Consider the following 13,983-nt stretch of genomic DNA (forward strand, 5'->3'; position numbering starts at 1 on the left):
CTTATCGGTCTGTAGTTGGCGTCGCGGAACTTTGGTTACAACGGTCAGCCGTCGCGGCTTCAGCGCGCAACGCTCGGTCCATGATGGGCGAGGTTCAGGATCGCGCGACGCGCACAATCCGGGTAATCAGTGGGATCTGCCGCAGGCGGCGCATGATGCGGGCAAGGTGGGCGCGGCCGTGGACCAGGATCAGAAACTCCAGGTCGGTCGTCATGCCATCTTTCTCTCTTGAGAGGACATTCTCGATATTCGAGCCCTGCTCGGCAATCGCCCCGGCAACCACGGCCAGGGCGCCGCGGCGATTGCCGATCTCGACCCGAATCTCGGTGGGGTATTCGCCCTCGGGCTGGTCCGACCATTGCACGTCGAGACGCTTGTCGCGTTTGCCGTCCAGACTCCCCAGGTTGCGGCACTCGGCGCGGTGGACCACGATGCCGCGGCCCGGACTGAAGAGCGCGGTGATGTCATCGCCGGGGATGGGGCGACAGCAGCGGGCGAAACTGACCACCATACCCTCGGTCCCCCGGATGGCAAGCCGGTGGGGGTGGAGATCCTGATCCTGACGAGCCTCGCCAGCGGTTTCGTCGCCCTCGGCCCCGACCAAACGTCGGGCCACGAGGGTGGCCAGGCGATTGCCCAGACCGATCTCACCGAACAGATCCTCGATGCCGCGCAGGTTGCCGTCCTCCAGATAGGCCGCGAGGCGTAGCGGATCGACCCGATCGACGTCGGTGTTGAAGGCGGCGAGTTCGACGCTCAGGAGTCGTCGCCCAAAGTTCTGCGCTTCGAGATGGCGGATATTTTTGAGATAGCCGCGGATATTGACCCGCGCCTTGGCCGTCACCACGAAATTGAGCCAGCCGGGATTCGGACGCGCGCCAGGCGCGGTGATGATTTCCACGGTCTGGCCATTGCGCAGGATCGTGTTCAGGTGCGCCATCCGCCGGTCGATCCGCGCGGCCACGCAACTATTGCCCACGTCGGAGTGGATCGCGTAGGCGAAATCGACCACGGTGGCGCCGCGCTTGAGGCTCAGGATGTGGCCCTTGGGGGTAAAAATATAAACCTCGCCCGGAAAGAGGTCGACCTTGACATGTTCCAGGAACTCCACCGAATTGCCCGCCTCGCGCTGCATTTCCAGCAGGTTCTGCAACCAGTCGGCGGCGAGCGTGGTGGGATTGGCGGTCGACTGGTTTCCGGATTTATACATCCAGTGGGCGGCGATGCCCGACTCCGCCACCCGCTGCATGTCCTCGGTGCGAATCTGAATCTCGATCTGGATGCCTTGCGGACCGACCAGCGCGGTGTGCAACGATTGATAGCCGTTGGCCTTGGGGATCGCGATATAGTCCTTGAAACGCCCCGGCACCGGTTTGTATAGATTGTGCACCAGGCCCAGTACCCGGTAGCAGGTATCCACCCGGTCCACCGTGACCCGGAAGGCGAAGACGTCGACGATTTCCGAAAAATCGCGCGATTTGTCGCGCATCTTGCTGTAAATGCCATAGAGATGCTTGCGCCTCCCCTCGACCGCGCCCTGAATGTCCTCCTGTTGCAAGGCGCGTTTCAGCGCGGTCTCCACGGTGGAGACCATCTCGATGCGCGCGCCGCTGGTCTTGATCAAGGCGCGCTGGATGACCCGGCGACGCCAGGGCCAGTAATGCGCGAAGCCCAGTTCCTCCAGTTCCACCCGCACCCGATTGATCCCGAGCCGGTTGGCGATCGGGGCGAAGATGTCGAGGGTCTCGCGGGAGATACGCCGACAGGCCTCCGGGCTCATGGAGTCGAGCGTGCGCATGTTGTGAAGCCGATCGGCGAGCTTGATCAGGATGACACGGATATCCCGCGTCATCGCCAGCAGCATTTTCTGCAGGCTGGCCGCCTGGGCCTCGGCCCGCGATTTGAAATCGATCTGAGTCAGCTTGCTGACGCCATCGACCAGTTCGGCGACATCCTCGCCGAAGAGTTCGGCCACCTGATCCTTGGCGATCTCGGTATCCTCGATGACATCGTGCAGAAAGGCCGCGATGAGACACTTATAATCCATCCGCATCTCGGCGAGGATGCGTGCCACCGCCAGCGGGTGATAGATGTAGGGCTCGCCGGATTTGCGCGTCTGTCCGGAATGCGCCTCGGCCCCGAACATATAGGCGCGATAACACTCCTTAACTTGCTCGGGCGGGAGGTACGCGTCGAGATAGGCGCACAGGTCGCTGATCAGATAGCGCTGCTCGGTTGGCGCCGGGACTTCGCTGTCAGCCCGCTCGCCAGACCTCAAGCCGGACCCGCTCTCCGGCGCCGCGACCGCCTGCAGCGGTCGCGAACCGACGGAGATCAGGCCACTCGCGCCGTGCGGCAGCGGCGTGGCGGAAGCGGGGCAGACGCCCTGTGCACCGAGTTGTCCCAGCGTGGCGGGCACGTCATTCATTCAGTCGAGGGCATTCCCCGGCTGCTCCGGTTCCGAGGGATCGACGCGAAAGCCTTCCGCAATGGCTTGTTCCAGGGCCGCCGCCGTCTCGTCCATCTCCCGCTGGGCTGCCTGAACCATGGCATTGGAGATATGCCCGGCGGCAATCTCACGCAGCGCCATCACGGTGGGTTTGTCATTGGCCCAGGGCAGAATGGGTTCGACGCCATTGGCCAGTTGCCGTGCGCGCTTGGTGGCGAGCAAGACGAGATCGAAGCGGTTATCGACATGGTCGAGACAATCCTCGACGGTAATTCTTGCCATGTTTTTCTCCTGTGAATTCAGTCCAGGCGATTGTTTAGTCCAAGCGATCCAGCAGATCGCTCAGACGCGGGCGTTGGCGGGCCAGACGATGCCGCTCGGCGGTGGCGATCGCCGCGAGCGCGTCGAGCGCGGTCTCGAAATGATCGTTGACCACCAGATAATCATATTCGGCATAATGCGCCATCTCGCCGCGCGCCTGGGTCATGCGACGCGCGATGACCGCGTCGCTGTCTGTGCCCCGGCCTCGCAGCCGGCGCTCTAATTCCGCGATGGTCGGCGGCAGCACGAAAATCCCCACCGCCGCCGGAAAGCGTTCCCGCACCTGGCGCGCGCCCTGCCAGTCGATCTCCAGGATCAGATCCCGTCCCTTGGCCAGACAGTCGCGCACGTCCCGCTCGCGGGTGCCATAGAGGTTGCCGAATACCTCCGCGGACTCCAGAAAGGCACCTTCGGCAAGCGCCCGGCGAAACCGGCCCTGGTCCAGAAAATGATAGTGGATTCCGTCCTCCTCGCCCGCGCGCGCGGGCCGCGTGGTGCAGGAGACGGACAGCGACAGACCGGGGTCGCGCGTCAGCAGCGCCTTGACCAGACTGGTTTTGCCGGCGCCCGACGGGGCCGAGACAATGAAAAGGACTCCTTCGTCCATGCTGCTCTCCGCGCGCGGTTGCCGGCGTCTATTCCAGATTCTGGATCTGTTCGCGCATCTGCTCGATCAGCACCTTCATCTCCACCGCCTCGCGCGTCACCGCCACGTCCGCGGACTTCGAGCCCAGGGTATTGGCCTCGCGGTTGAGTTCCTGCATCAGGAAATCCAGCCGTCGACCCACCGGCTCGTCGCGGGTCAGGACATCCCGAACCTCGGCCGCGTGGGCCTCCAGCCGGTCCATCTCTTCGTCCACGTCGAGTTTCGCGGCCAGCAGCGAGATTTCCTGTTCCAGACGGGCGGGATCCAGTTCGGCCCGCAACTCGGCGAGCCGCTCGGCGAGCCGCCCGCGCACCCCGGCCAGCACCTCCGGCATGCGCGCGCGCACCCTCGTCACGCTTTCCAGCAGACGGTCGCAGCGATCGCGCAGCAGGATCTCCAACCGCGCGCCCTCGCGCTCGCGGGTCGCGAGCAGGGTGTCGAGCGTGATCTCCAGCAGTTCCAGGGCCGCGGTCGTCAGCCGATCCAGATCCGGCTCCTGTTCCTGAATGACCCCCGGCCAGCGCAGGAGTTCGAACGGCGACGGCTCGACGCCGCGCCCCATCAGTTGTCCCACTTCCTGCCCGGCCGCCAGCAGTTGCTCGACGAACGGGCGGTTGATCCGCAAACGGCCCACGGCGCCGACCGCCGGGGCATAACGCAGTCCGCAATCGACCTTGCCCCGCTGGAGACGGGCCGCCAGGCGCGCCCGCACGGTGACATCGAGCGCGCGCAGTTCCTCGGGCAGGCGGAGATAGGATTCCAGATAGCGATGGTTGACGGAGCGTATTTCCCAGGTCAATTCGCCGAAGTCTCCGCCGCTGGACTCGCGGGCGAAGGCCGTCATACTTTTAATCATGATGAGGAGTGTCTCTCGGGTCGGTCAGGGCGCAAAAAAACGCAACGGCGGCCTATCCGTGCGCGATGGGTCTATTATACCGGTTGAATCCAATCAACGTTTGCCCGGAAATCAGCACCCGCAATCATGGCCGCCGCTCGCGAGAGTCTCACCCCCGGCACCCTTGTGGGCTGTTATCGAATCGTCAAGCCGATCGCCAAGGGCGGTTTCAGCCTCATCTATCTGGCCAAGGACGAGGAAAGCGGTGGAGACGTGGTGATCAAGGAATACATGCCCAAGAAGATCGCATGTCGCGACAGCGCGCTGCGAGTGGTGCCGATCGATCCCGACTATACCGAAAACCTCCACCACGGGAAGAAGTTATTTTTCCAGGAAGTCAAGGCGCTGGCAGCGCTGCAGCATCCCAACATCGTGCGGGTTTTGGCCTTTATTCTGGCCTACGACACCGGCTATCTGGTGATGCCGAACGAGCGCGGCCGCAATCTTGGCGCCTATCTGCACGAACGCAAGGGCGGGCTCAGTACCACCTTTCTGCTGGAGGTCTTCGTGCCGATTCTGGATGCGCTGGCGCTGCTGCATCGCAGCGCCATGCTGCACCTGGACGTAAAGCCGGGCAACATCCATCTGCGACACGGCAATCAGCCGCTGCTGCTCGATCTGGGCGCGGTCCATCCGCTCAGTCGAGGGCGGACCCGCGGCGGTCAGGTGATTACGGCCGGTTACTCTCCGGTGGAGCAATATTTCCGGACGGGGCAGGTCGGTCCCTGGACCGATGTCTACGCGGTCGGCGCCAGTCTTCGCACCTGCATGGAGGGCCGTACGCCCCAGCCCGCGCCCGAGCGTCAAAAGGAGGATACACTCGTCCCCGCCGCCGTTGCGCTCAAGGACCGCTATCCGGCATTTCTGCTGGAGGCCGTCGACTGGTCGCTCCGCATGGATCCCGCGGAGCGTCCCCAGGATGCCGCGCAACTCTTGGCCGTGCTGTCCTCGCACCTCGACGAGACTCAACTTGCCCGACTCACGGAAACGGCCCCGGCGGCTTCGGTCGCTAGTCACGGAATCGATCATCAAGGTGATTTCCTGAAATCGCCAAAGCCACATCACTGAACACCGAGACATCATGAGACCATCGCAACGACGCCCCGACGAACTCCGTCCGCTCCGCTTCACTCGCGGTTTCACGCGCCACGCCGAGGGTTCGGTGCTGGTCGAATGCGGCGACACCCGCGTCCTCTGCACGGCCAGCGTCGAGGCGCGCGTACCGCCCTTCCTCAAGGGACAGGGCAAGGGCTGGATCACGGCCGAATACGGGATGCTGCCGCGCGCCACCGATCAACGGACCCAGCGCGAGGCGACCAAGGGCAAACAGGGTGGCCGCACCCTGGAGATTCAGCGTCTCATCGGTCGCTCGTTGCGCGCGGCCGTCGATCTGCGGGCGCTCGGAGAACGCTCGATCACCCTGGATTGCGACGTGCTGCAAGCCGACGGCGGCACCCGCACCGCCTCCATCACCGGCGCCTGGGTCGCGCTGCGCGACGCCGTCGACGGGCTGCTCGCGCGCGGCGAACTGGCGTCCAGTCCCATCCATTCGCAGGTCGCGGCGGTTTCGGTCGGCATCTACAACGGCGTCCCCGTGCTCGACCTGGACTATGCCGAGGACAGCGCCGCCGAGACCGACATGAATCTGATCATGGATGGCGAGGGCCGCTTTATCGAAGTCCAGGGCACCGCCGAGGGCGCGCCCTTCAGTCGCGAGGAACTGGATGCCCTGCTGGCGCTGGGCGCGGCCGGGATCCGTCAGATTCAGACCGCGCAGCGCGCGGCGCTCGGTCAATGAAGTTTAAACTTGGAGGATGTCGATGAGCCTATCGCATCACGGAGAGTCGATCGTCCTGGCCAGCAATAACGCGGGCAAGGTGCGCGAAATCAGCCAACTGCTCGCGGACGCGCGAATTCGAGTCGTGCCGCAAAGCGAGTATGGCGTCCCCGAGGTCGCGGAAACCGGCTTGACCTTTGTCGAAAACGCGATTCTCAAGGCCCGTCATGCGGCGCAATGCAGCGGGCTTGCGGCCATCGCCGACGACTCGGGACTGGAGGTCGACGCGCTACAGGGCGCGCCTGGCATCTACTCGGCCCGTTACGCGGGCGTCGGCGCCTCCGACGAGGACAATCTCGTCAAGCTGCTAAAGGATCTTGAAGGCCTGCCCGAGACCGCGCGGACCGCCCGTTTTCAGTGCGTCTTGGTCTATCTGCGCCATGCCTTCGACCCGACGCCGCTCATCTGTCAGGGCACCTGGGAGGGCGTGATTCTGACCGAGGTTCGCGGCGAAAACGGTTTCGGCTACGATCCGATCTTTTTCGTGCCGACGCACGGTTGCAGTTCCGCCGAACTCGACCCCGAGACTAAGAACCGGCTCAGTCACCGGGGACAGGCGCTGCGTAAACTGCACGATCTGCTGGACGCGCAACGGCTTTTCGCTTGAAACCTCATGATCGCTGCAAACATTGAATCCCATCTGCAACAGGTGCGCGCGCGCATCCAGGCCGCCTGCGCGCGCGCGGGCCGCCCTCCCGAGCAAGTCGCACTGATCGCCGTCAGCAAGAAGCAATCCGCCGACGCCATCCGCGCCGCTTACCAGTTAGGACAGCGTGCCTTCGGCGAAAGTTATGTCCAGGAGGCGCTCGACAAGATGGCCCAACTGACCGACCTGGATATCGAATGGCACTTCATCGGCCGCGTGCAGGCCAACAAGACGCGTCAGATCGCGACCCATTTCGACTGGGTGCACAGCCTGGCGGATCCCGCGCATGCGCGTCGCCTGAACGCGCAGCGCCCTGCCGATGCCCCGCCGCTGAAGGTCTGTCTTGAGGTCAATCTGAGCGGCGAATCCAGTAAGGAAGGTGTCGATCCGGCGGACGTCGCCGATCTGCTCGCCGTCTGCGATGCCTTGACCGGTCTGCGCGTGCGCGGACTCATGACCCTGCCCGCCCCGACCGAGGATGAAGCGGTGCAGCGTCAACCCTTCGCGGCACTGCGCAACCTGCGCGACCGGCTCGCCACGCCGGCGCGCCCGCTCTCCTGTCTGTCCATGGGGATGTCCGACGATCTGGAGGCCGCGATTCTGGAAGGGGCGACCTTCGTTCGCATCGGCACGGCGATCTTTGGGCCGCGCCCGTATAATTGAGCATCAGGCGTCGATCAGGCATCGCGCCGCCCATTCCGTTTCACGTTTCCGGGGTTGATATGACCACAGCCAGAATCGCCTTCATCGGTGGCGGCAACATGGCCACCAGCCTGATCGCCGGCCTGACCGCCGACGGCCACGCGCCAGATACCATCCAGGTCGCCGATCCGAGTCAGGAGCGTCGGGAGACGCTTCAAGCCAGCTTCGGTGTGCGCGCCTTCGCCAATAACGCCGAGGCCATCGCCAACGCGGAGACACTCGTACTCTGCGTCAAACCGCAGATGGCGGCACAGGTCTGTACCGACATCGCCGCCGCGGTGACCGCCGCCCAACCGCTGATCATTTCGGTGATGGCTGGCGTCCCCGAGCAGGCCATGCAACGCTGGTTCGGCGCCCCGCTGCCGGTGGTGCGCGCCATGCCGAACACCCCGGCGATGGTGCAGACCGGCGCCATCGGACTGCATGCCAGCCCGGAGGTCGACGCCGAGGGTCGCAATCGCGCCGAGACCATCCTGCGCGCCGCCGGACTCATCCGCTGGGTCGAGGACGAGGCCCGTATCGATGCGGTGACCGCCATCTCCGGCAGCGGTCCCGCCTATTTCTTTCTCTTCATGGAAGCGTTGGAAGCGGCTGGCATCGAACTCGGTCTCGACCCGCAGACCGCGCGTCTGCTGACCATCCAGACCGCCTTGGGCGCGGCCAAGATGGCGATGGAAAGCGCCGCCCCGCCGTCGCGCCTGCGTGAACAGGTTACCTCGCCGGGGGGAACTACCGAGCGTGCGCTCGCGGTGTTTCAGGAAGCGGACCTGCATGCGCTCGTGGCGCGCGCCGCTAGGGCAGCGCGTGATCGGGCCGCCGACATCTCACAGACCCTTTCGGAGCAACCATGACTGGTTCCTATCTGCTCGACCCGCTTGTCTTCCTGATCCAGACTCTGTTTGGTCTCTATACCGCCGTGGTGGCGATCCGGTTTCTGCTGCAATGGGCGCGGGCGGATTTCTACAATCCCATTTCGCAGTTCGTGGTCAAGGTCACCACGCCCGTGCTGCGTCCGCTGCGTCAGATCATTCCCGGCTATGGCGGGATGGATTTGGCCGCCTTGGTGCTCGTCTGGCTGCTCACGACCATCGAGTTGGGGATTCTGGCGCTTCTGCTCGGCCTCGATCGCCCCTTCATGGCCTTTGGCTGGGCGGTCCCTAGCGTTGTCGAACTCTTCATCAATCTCTTTCTGTTCGCGATCCTGATCCGGGTCATCCTGAGTTGGGTCAGTCCCGATCCTTACAACCCGGCGGTTGCGCTGCTGACCCGACTCACCGACCCCGTCATGCGTCCGGCGCAACGGTTGATCAAACCCATCGGCGGGATCGACCTTTCGCCCATGCTGGTCCTCATCGGCCTGACCCTGCTCAACATGCTGCTGATTCCGCCGCTCAAATGGATCGTCGGCAGTCCCTTCTGAGGGAAGAATGGGATGTCCTGGTATCGCTGGAACGGCGAGGATCTGGAACTGTCGCTACGCGTGCAGCCGCGCGCCCCTCGGGATGGCTTTGTCGGCCCCGATCCGGGCGGAGACTATTATCGCGTTCGCATCCAGTCGCCGCCGGTCGATGGCAAGGGAACGGAGTCGTTGAAGCGATTCATCGCCGCAGCCTTTGGCGTGCCGCCCTCGCGGGTGACGATCCTCAGTGGCGAGCATGCTCGCTATAAGCGGCTGCGGATCGAGAGCCCAAGGCTGTTTCCGATCCCGGTGGATGCGGCTTGACGTTCTCTTTTGACTTCCCAGTCAAAAGAGAAGTGTCAAAATAGCAAGGAAAAACCGAGGATTCCGGGGGCGCCGACCACTCAACACGGCTAGCCGACTAACTGCCAGAGGGCGTATAAGCCGAAACCGATCACCAGGAGCCCGGCGACCTGCCGAATCCAGGCGCGTTCGGCGATCCGCGCGGCGGCGCCCGCCAGCAGACCGATGCCCAGCAGGTTTGGCAGCGTGCCCAGACCGAAGGCCAGCATGAGCCCGGCCCCATTCGCTGGACTGCCGGTGGCGGTGGCCGTGATCAGGACGCTATAGACCAGCCCGCAGGGAATCCAGGCCCAGAGAAAACCGATCGCGGCGGCCTGGCTCAAGGTTCGCACCGGAAGCAGACGGCGCGTGAGAGGTTGCAGCCGGCGCCACAGGATTAGCCCCAGACGCTCGGCCACGGCCAGCAGCCTCCACCAACCGCCCAGATACAGGCCCAGCAGAATCATCATGATGCCCGCGAAGGCATAGAGTCCTCGCTGCATGACCTGGAACGAATCGAGTTGCAGCAGCAGAGCGCCCAGGCCACCGAACAACGCGCCGGCGACGCCATAGCCGGCGACGCGGGCGAGGTTATAAGCGAACTGGTAGGGCAGCATCCGCCAGGGTTCCGCGCGAATGCGCGCATCGAGTCCCAGGGTCAGCGAACCGACGAGACCGCCGCACATCGTCAGACAATGGACGCCGCCCAAGAAGCCAACCAGAAAGGCGGTGATGTACACTTGAAACAGTGGCGCGTCCATCACGCCAGTTCTCCGGATCGAGCGGTCATCTCATTCATTTTTTGTCGGCGGGACAGTCGCGATGCATGATTACCAACGAGCGTTTCTGAATTTTGCCATCGAGATCGGCGCCCTCGGCTTCGGCGATTTCACGCTGAAGTCCGGCCGCCAAAGCCCGTATTTTTTCAATGCCGGACTCTTCAATACCGGTGCCCGACTCGCCCGGCTCGCTCGCGCCTACGCCCATTGCATCATCGCCTCGGGCGTGGAATACGATGTTTTGTACGGACCGGCGTACAAAGGGATTCCACTGGCCGCGGCGACCAGCGTGACATTGGCGACCGAGCATGGACAGGTCGCACCCTATGCCTTCAATCGCAAGGAGGTCAAGGATCATGGCGAGGGCGGTCTGATCGTCGGTAGCCCGCTCGCGGGGCGCATCCTGATCATCGACGATGTCATCACCGCCGGTACGTCGGTGCGTGAGTCGGTCGACATCATCCGCGCGGCTGGCGCCATCCCCGCCGGTGTGGTGATCGCGCTGGATCGGCAGGAAAGAGGGCAGAGCACTCGTTCCGCCGTGGACGAGGTGCGTGCCACCTTCGGTCTCCCCGTTTATTGCATCCTGACGTTGACTGACCTGATCGCTTATCTCGATGAGCAGCCGAGCGAGCCTGGTTTTTTGACATCCATGCATCACTATCGCTCAAAATATGGTGCGTGAGATGGCGGGACGTCCCTGCCGCGCCTCTCCGTGGCCGATCTTTTTTATGCTCGGTTTGCTGTGTGTTGGCTCCTGTCCGGGGGCTGGCTGGTGGATGAGCCTTGGATATGCCGATTCGAGTACGTATCGATGGGTCGATGAGAGCGGAAACGTGCACTACGCCGATCGGATACCGCCCGCTCAGATCGATCAGGGTCATATCAAACTCAGCGAGGAGGGGTTGCGAACGGAGATGATTGCCCCGGCGCCCACGGAGGAAGAAATCCGGCAGGCCGTTGAACTGGAACGCTTGCAGAAAGAGGAAGCACGGCGTGTTGAACAGGATAAGGTCGCTAACCAGCAGTTGATACAGAACTTTCGCACCATTGAGGATCTGGCCTTGGCCAGGGAGGGCAAGGTGGCTGCCATAGAAGCGCTCGGTCAAACCACGCGCGATCGCATTCGTTTTGAGTTGAGACGGCTGCGAGAGCTGCATCAGAAATCCGCCGAACTGGAGCGAACCGCAAAGACCGTTCCCGCGCAATTCCAAGAGGACATCGCCAGCGCGGAACAGCTTCTGCGCGATGGCTATTCCACCATCCTCGAACACGAATTTCTGAAAGAGTCGATACGCCAGGATTTCGATGGAATCCTGGCGCGTTACAGAAGGCTCCGACAACTTCCGGAATCCGCTGACACTTCCCGGAAACGGGCAGCGGGGTTACGGTTAAACAATCTCGTGAGCTGCCACGGAAGCGAGCAATGCGCCCATGCCTGGGAGCGGGCTTTGGCCTATGTGCGTGACCAGGCGGCCACGAAAGAGGAAATCACGGGTCCAGGGCTATTGATCGCAGCTCAACGGGATGAGCGGGAAGATCGTCTTCTGACGCTCGTCTGGATTCAGAAAACACCGCAAGAACCTGTTTATCTGTATTTGGACCTGGAATGCAAAAACCGTCTGACCGCGAACCTGACTTGCACGAACCCGTCCGCGCTCGCCATCCGCGATGGCTTCCGGGCCGCTGTCGACCCGCAGGCGGATTGAAACATTGAAAACCGCTCGAACGCCTGCTCGCAAGCGACTCGATGTCCAGGGTTTCAGGCCCCAGTCTTCATCGCCTGTTGTCTTCATCGATCCGGGGCCAAACCTGGTCCAGTTTTTTGTCGGAGTCGGCGCGGCTCTCTCGCCGGCCTATCGCCCGGTTTTTTTTTCGCGCCAGGTGAAAAGCCGCAGTTTGCTGCGCCGGCTAGGTCAGGACGTGTATCCGCGGCGGCGCTCAGGCAGCGTCGAAAGCTGGCCGGAGGGCATCCGAATCGACCCGGAACAACTCATCGCGCGACTCCGCAAGGCGTCTGACCGAGAACTGGTGCGGCAGCGTGCGCCAGTCTTCTGCTGGCTGGTTCGGGAGTTGGACCGCTTCCTCGAAGCGATACGGCCGAGCGGCGTTTTCCTCTGGAACGGATCGGGGCTCGCCGCGGCCACGACCGAGCAGTTGGCCAGGGCACGAGGCATCCCGCTTCTGTTTGGAGAAAATGGCTATCTGCCGAACACCTTGCAGCTCGATCCCAAGGGCGTCAACGCCTTCGCTTCCATCGGTTTGCAGATGCGTCTTGCCGACATTCAGGTTCTCCGCTATTCCGAGCAGCAGCTTCAGGAGTTCGATTCACTGATCGCCGGCTATCGTTCCGGCCAGCCTTCAATCCGTTCGGAGCCACAGGGCGGCAGGATTCGTCCATCCTTGACGGCCTATCTCATCCAGAGCTGGATCGACTGGCGGCAACGCCCCCGCTCGATCCGAGCCAACACGCTCATCCCGCGGAGCATGCCCGTGCTACCCGAGCGATTCGTCTTCTTTCCGCTCCAGGTGAGAAACGACAGCCAATTGATTGTCCATTCGCCGCTGTATGGAAACCGGCTCGACGCAGCCATTGGCGACCTCGTTCAGGCATTGCGCGAGATCGATCCCGCATTGAGACTGGTGGTCAAACTCCATCCCGCGGATCTCAAAAAAACCGATTACGATCCCGTGGCGCGCGCTTTTCCAGAGGTTGTCTGGGTTGGCGGCGGCGATGTGCGGACAATCCTGAAACGGGCCGACTGTGTCATCACCGTGAACTCGACGGTCGGGATCGAGGGCATGATTTTCGGCAAGCCGGTCGTGACGCTGGGACAGAACTTCTATGTACGCGAGGGATTGGTGTATCCCGTTCGAGACCGCGACGCGTTGACGCCCCAACTCCGGCGCGCCTTACGCGAGCCACTGAACGAGGCGTTGGTCGGTCAATACCTGCGCTATCTGTATTTCTTCGCCTTCGTGCATGCGCACTGGCGGGACCATTCGCCCGAATCGGTCCGAAATCTGGCCGAGCGGATGGTCGAAATCATCCGGCAACAGACAACGTCAGGCGTTGGCGCATAAAGAAACATAAGGTTAGGATGCGTCATCAATTCTTTACCTGACTTAGCAAGTTTCTTCAGCCGGGCCATTATTTTCCCGAGACATGGCGCACAGGTGGGCTACCACAGCTCGCGGAGGATCCTCGCTCATGCCGACGAATCGCATCCAATTCCAACCGGGCTTGTCGCTGCCGGCGTTTTATGAGCAGTTCGGCACCGAAGCTCAATGCGAGGCGGCACTGGAGCGGATCCGTTGGCCCGATGGGTTTTGTTTCCCCAAGTGCGGCCACCATCACGTCGATATCCTCCATGTCGGTGCCCACAAAACCTTTCAATGCCAAGTGTGCCGGACGTAAACCTCGCTGATCGCGGGCACCCTGTTTCAGAGCACCCATTTGGCGCTGCGCATCTGGTTTCTGGCGATCTATTTGATCAGCCAGGTAAGACCGGTCTGTCGGTCTTCGCCATGAAACGCCAGTTGGGCGTCAGCTACCCGACCGTTTGGCTGATCCGGCGCAAGCCTGATGCAGGCGATGGCCGAGCGCGAGAGCGCCTATACGCTCAGAGGTTGTGAAGAATTCGAGTACCGCCTGTAGAAGCCAGCAGAGCGTGATCGATCACGCCGGTCGGCACCGGGGTTCTTCGGCTTGGGCACCGGAGCATGGATCGTGGTATGCGCGGCGGCTTGCTCGCTTTGCTCATGGGCCGGGTAGCCGCCGTCGACCAGCCACTCATCGGGGGGCTTGCCATAGCGCCCGCCGACCTGTTCGATCATCGGGCTCGGTTGCACCATGTCGGTGCTGACGGTGGCGGCTTCGCTCCCGACGATGACCTGCGTCTCGGTGTCGGTGCTGAACGGCTCGCTCGACCCAGGCTCACACCAGACGCGCCCAGTGCCCCTCGGA

At 63.0% G+C, this 13,983-nt stretch carries 15 protein-coding genes and 2 pseudogenes; 11 read left to right on the plus strand and 6 right to left on the minus strand.

Going from position 1 to position 13,983, the window contains the following annotated elements; translation table 11 throughout:
* Window positions 1-94 precede the first annotated feature (94 nt).
* Genes THIVI_RS16100 through THIVI_RS16115 form a run of 4 tightly spaced genes read right to left on the minus strand, consistent with a single transcriptional unit; the run spans window position 95 to window position 4,272 of the window.
* A complete protein-coding gene (locus tag THIVI_RS16100; RefSeq protein ID WP_014779602.1) occupies window positions 95-2,428 on the minus strand; it encodes a RelA/SpoT family protein in 2,334 nt (777 codons plus the stop codon).
* On the minus strand, window positions 2,429-2,731 hold the full coding sequence (gene rpoZ, locus THIVI_RS16105; RefSeq protein WP_014779603.1) for a DNA-directed RNA polymerase subunit omega: 303 nt from the start codon (window positions 2,729-2,731) through the stop codon (window positions 2,429-2,431). It lies immediately after the preceding gene.
* 34 nt (window positions 2,732-2,765) lie between these two features.
* Window positions 2,766-3,377, minus strand: a complete 612-nt coding sequence (gene gmk / locus THIVI_RS16110) for a guanylate kinase (protein WP_014779604.1) — start codon at window positions 3,375-3,377, stop codon at window positions 2,766-2,768.
* A gap of 28 nt (window positions 3,378-3,405) precedes the next feature.
* Window positions 3,406-4,272: a YicC/YloC family endoribonuclease gene (locus tag THIVI_RS16115; RefSeq protein WP_014779605.1), complete on the minus strand. Its 867-nt coding sequence runs from the start codon at window positions 4,270-4,272 to the stop codon at window positions 3,406-3,408.
* A gap of 126 nt (window positions 4,273-4,398) precedes the next feature.
* Between THIVI_RS16115 and THIVI_RS16120 the strand changes: the two genes are divergently transcribed.
* From THIVI_RS16120 to THIVI_RS16150, 7 genes are read left to right on the plus strand one after another with little or no spacing between them, the layout of a single operon-like run.
* A complete protein-coding gene (locus THIVI_RS16120; RefSeq protein ID WP_014779606.1) occupies window positions 4,399-5,379 on the plus strand; it encodes a serine/threonine-protein kinase in 981 nt (326 codons plus the stop codon).
* A gap of 13 nt (window positions 5,380-5,392) precedes the next feature.
* Window positions 5,393-6,109 carry a ribonuclease PH gene (gene rph / locus THIVI_RS16125; protein ID WP_014779607.1) on the plus strand — a complete coding sequence of 239 codons (717 nt, stop codon included), beginning with the start codon at window positions 5,393-5,395 and terminating at the stop codon, window positions 6,107-6,109.
* A 22-nt stretch (window positions 6,110-6,131) separates the two neighbouring features.
* On the plus strand, window positions 6,132-6,755 hold the full coding sequence (locus THIVI_RS16130; RefSeq protein ID WP_014779608.1) for an XTP/dITP diphosphatase: 624 nt from the start codon (window positions 6,132-6,134) through the stop codon (window positions 6,753-6,755).
* Between the two features lie 6 nt (window positions 6,756-6,761).
* On the plus strand, window positions 6,762-7,457 hold the full coding sequence (locus tag THIVI_RS16135; RefSeq protein WP_014779609.1) for a YggS family pyridoxal phosphate-dependent enzyme: 696 nt from the start codon (window positions 6,762-6,764) through the stop codon (window positions 7,455-7,457).
* A gap of 59 nt (window positions 7,458-7,516) precedes the next feature.
* Window positions 7,517-8,347 (plus strand): pyrroline-5-carboxylate reductase, encoded by an 831-nt coding sequence (proC, locus tag THIVI_RS16140; RefSeq protein ID WP_014779610.1) that lies wholly within the window; start codon window positions 7,517-7,519, stop codon window positions 8,345-8,347.
* Entirely contained in the window at window positions 8,344-8,916 is a 573-nt protein-coding gene (locus THIVI_RS16145; protein WP_014779611.1) for a YggT family protein, read from the plus strand. Before proC ends, THIVI_RS16145 begins: the two co-directional genes overlap by 4 nt.
* A gap of 12 nt (window positions 8,917-8,928) precedes the next feature.
* Window positions 8,929-9,219, plus strand: coding sequence for a DUF167 domain-containing protein (locus THIVI_RS16150; protein ID WP_014779612.1), 291 nt, complete (start codon window positions 8,929-8,931; stop codon window positions 9,217-9,219).
* An 89-nt stretch (window positions 9,220-9,308) separates the two neighbouring features.
* Here the strand turns inward: THIVI_RS16150 and THIVI_RS16155 are convergent, their stop codons facing one another.
* A complete protein-coding gene (locus THIVI_RS16155; protein WP_014779613.1) occupies window positions 9,309-9,998 on the minus strand; it encodes a sulfite exporter TauE/SafE family protein in 690 nt (229 codons plus the stop codon).
* A gap of 61 nt (window positions 9,999-10,059) precedes the next feature.
* On the opposite strand from THIVI_RS16155, the gene pyrE reads away from it, so the two are divergent.
* The 4 genes and pseudogenes from pyrE to THIVI_RS23885 form a co-directional block, all read left to right on the plus strand.
* Window positions 10,060-10,701 carry an orotate phosphoribosyltransferase gene (pyrE, locus tag THIVI_RS16160; protein WP_014779614.1) on the plus strand — a complete coding sequence of 214 codons (642 nt, stop codon included), beginning with the start codon at window positions 10,060-10,062 and terminating at the stop codon, window positions 10,699-10,701.
* A 94-nt stretch (window positions 10,702-10,795) separates the two neighbouring features.
* Entirely contained in the window at window positions 10,796-11,725 is a 930-nt protein-coding gene (locus tag THIVI_RS16165) for a DUF4124 domain-containing protein (protein WP_281054926.1), read from the plus strand.
* 4 nt (window positions 11,726-11,729) lie between these two features.
* Window positions 11,730-13,100 carry a capsular polysaccharide export protein, LipB/KpsS family gene (locus THIVI_RS16170; protein ID WP_245537291.1) on the plus strand — a complete coding sequence of 457 codons (1,371 nt, stop codon included), beginning with the start codon at window positions 11,730-11,732 and terminating at the stop codon, window positions 13,098-13,100.
* Between the two features lie 127 nt (window positions 13,101-13,227).
* Window positions 13,228-13,647, plus strand: a pseudogene (locus THIVI_RS23885) (transposase); the annotation flags it as partial.
* A 56-nt stretch (window positions 13,648-13,703) separates the two neighbouring features.
* Here THIVI_RS23885 and THIVI_RS25845 read toward each other — a convergent pair.
* Window positions 13,704-13,931, minus strand: a pseudogene (locus tag THIVI_RS25845) (IS5/IS1182 family transposase); the annotation flags it as partial.
* Window positions 13,932-13,983 lie beyond the last annotated feature (52 nt).

The organism is Thiocystis violascens DSM 198 (assembly GCF_000227745.2).
Classification (GTDB): domain Bacteria; phylum Pseudomonadota; class Gammaproteobacteria; order Chromatiales; family Chromatiaceae; genus Chromatium; species Chromatium violascens.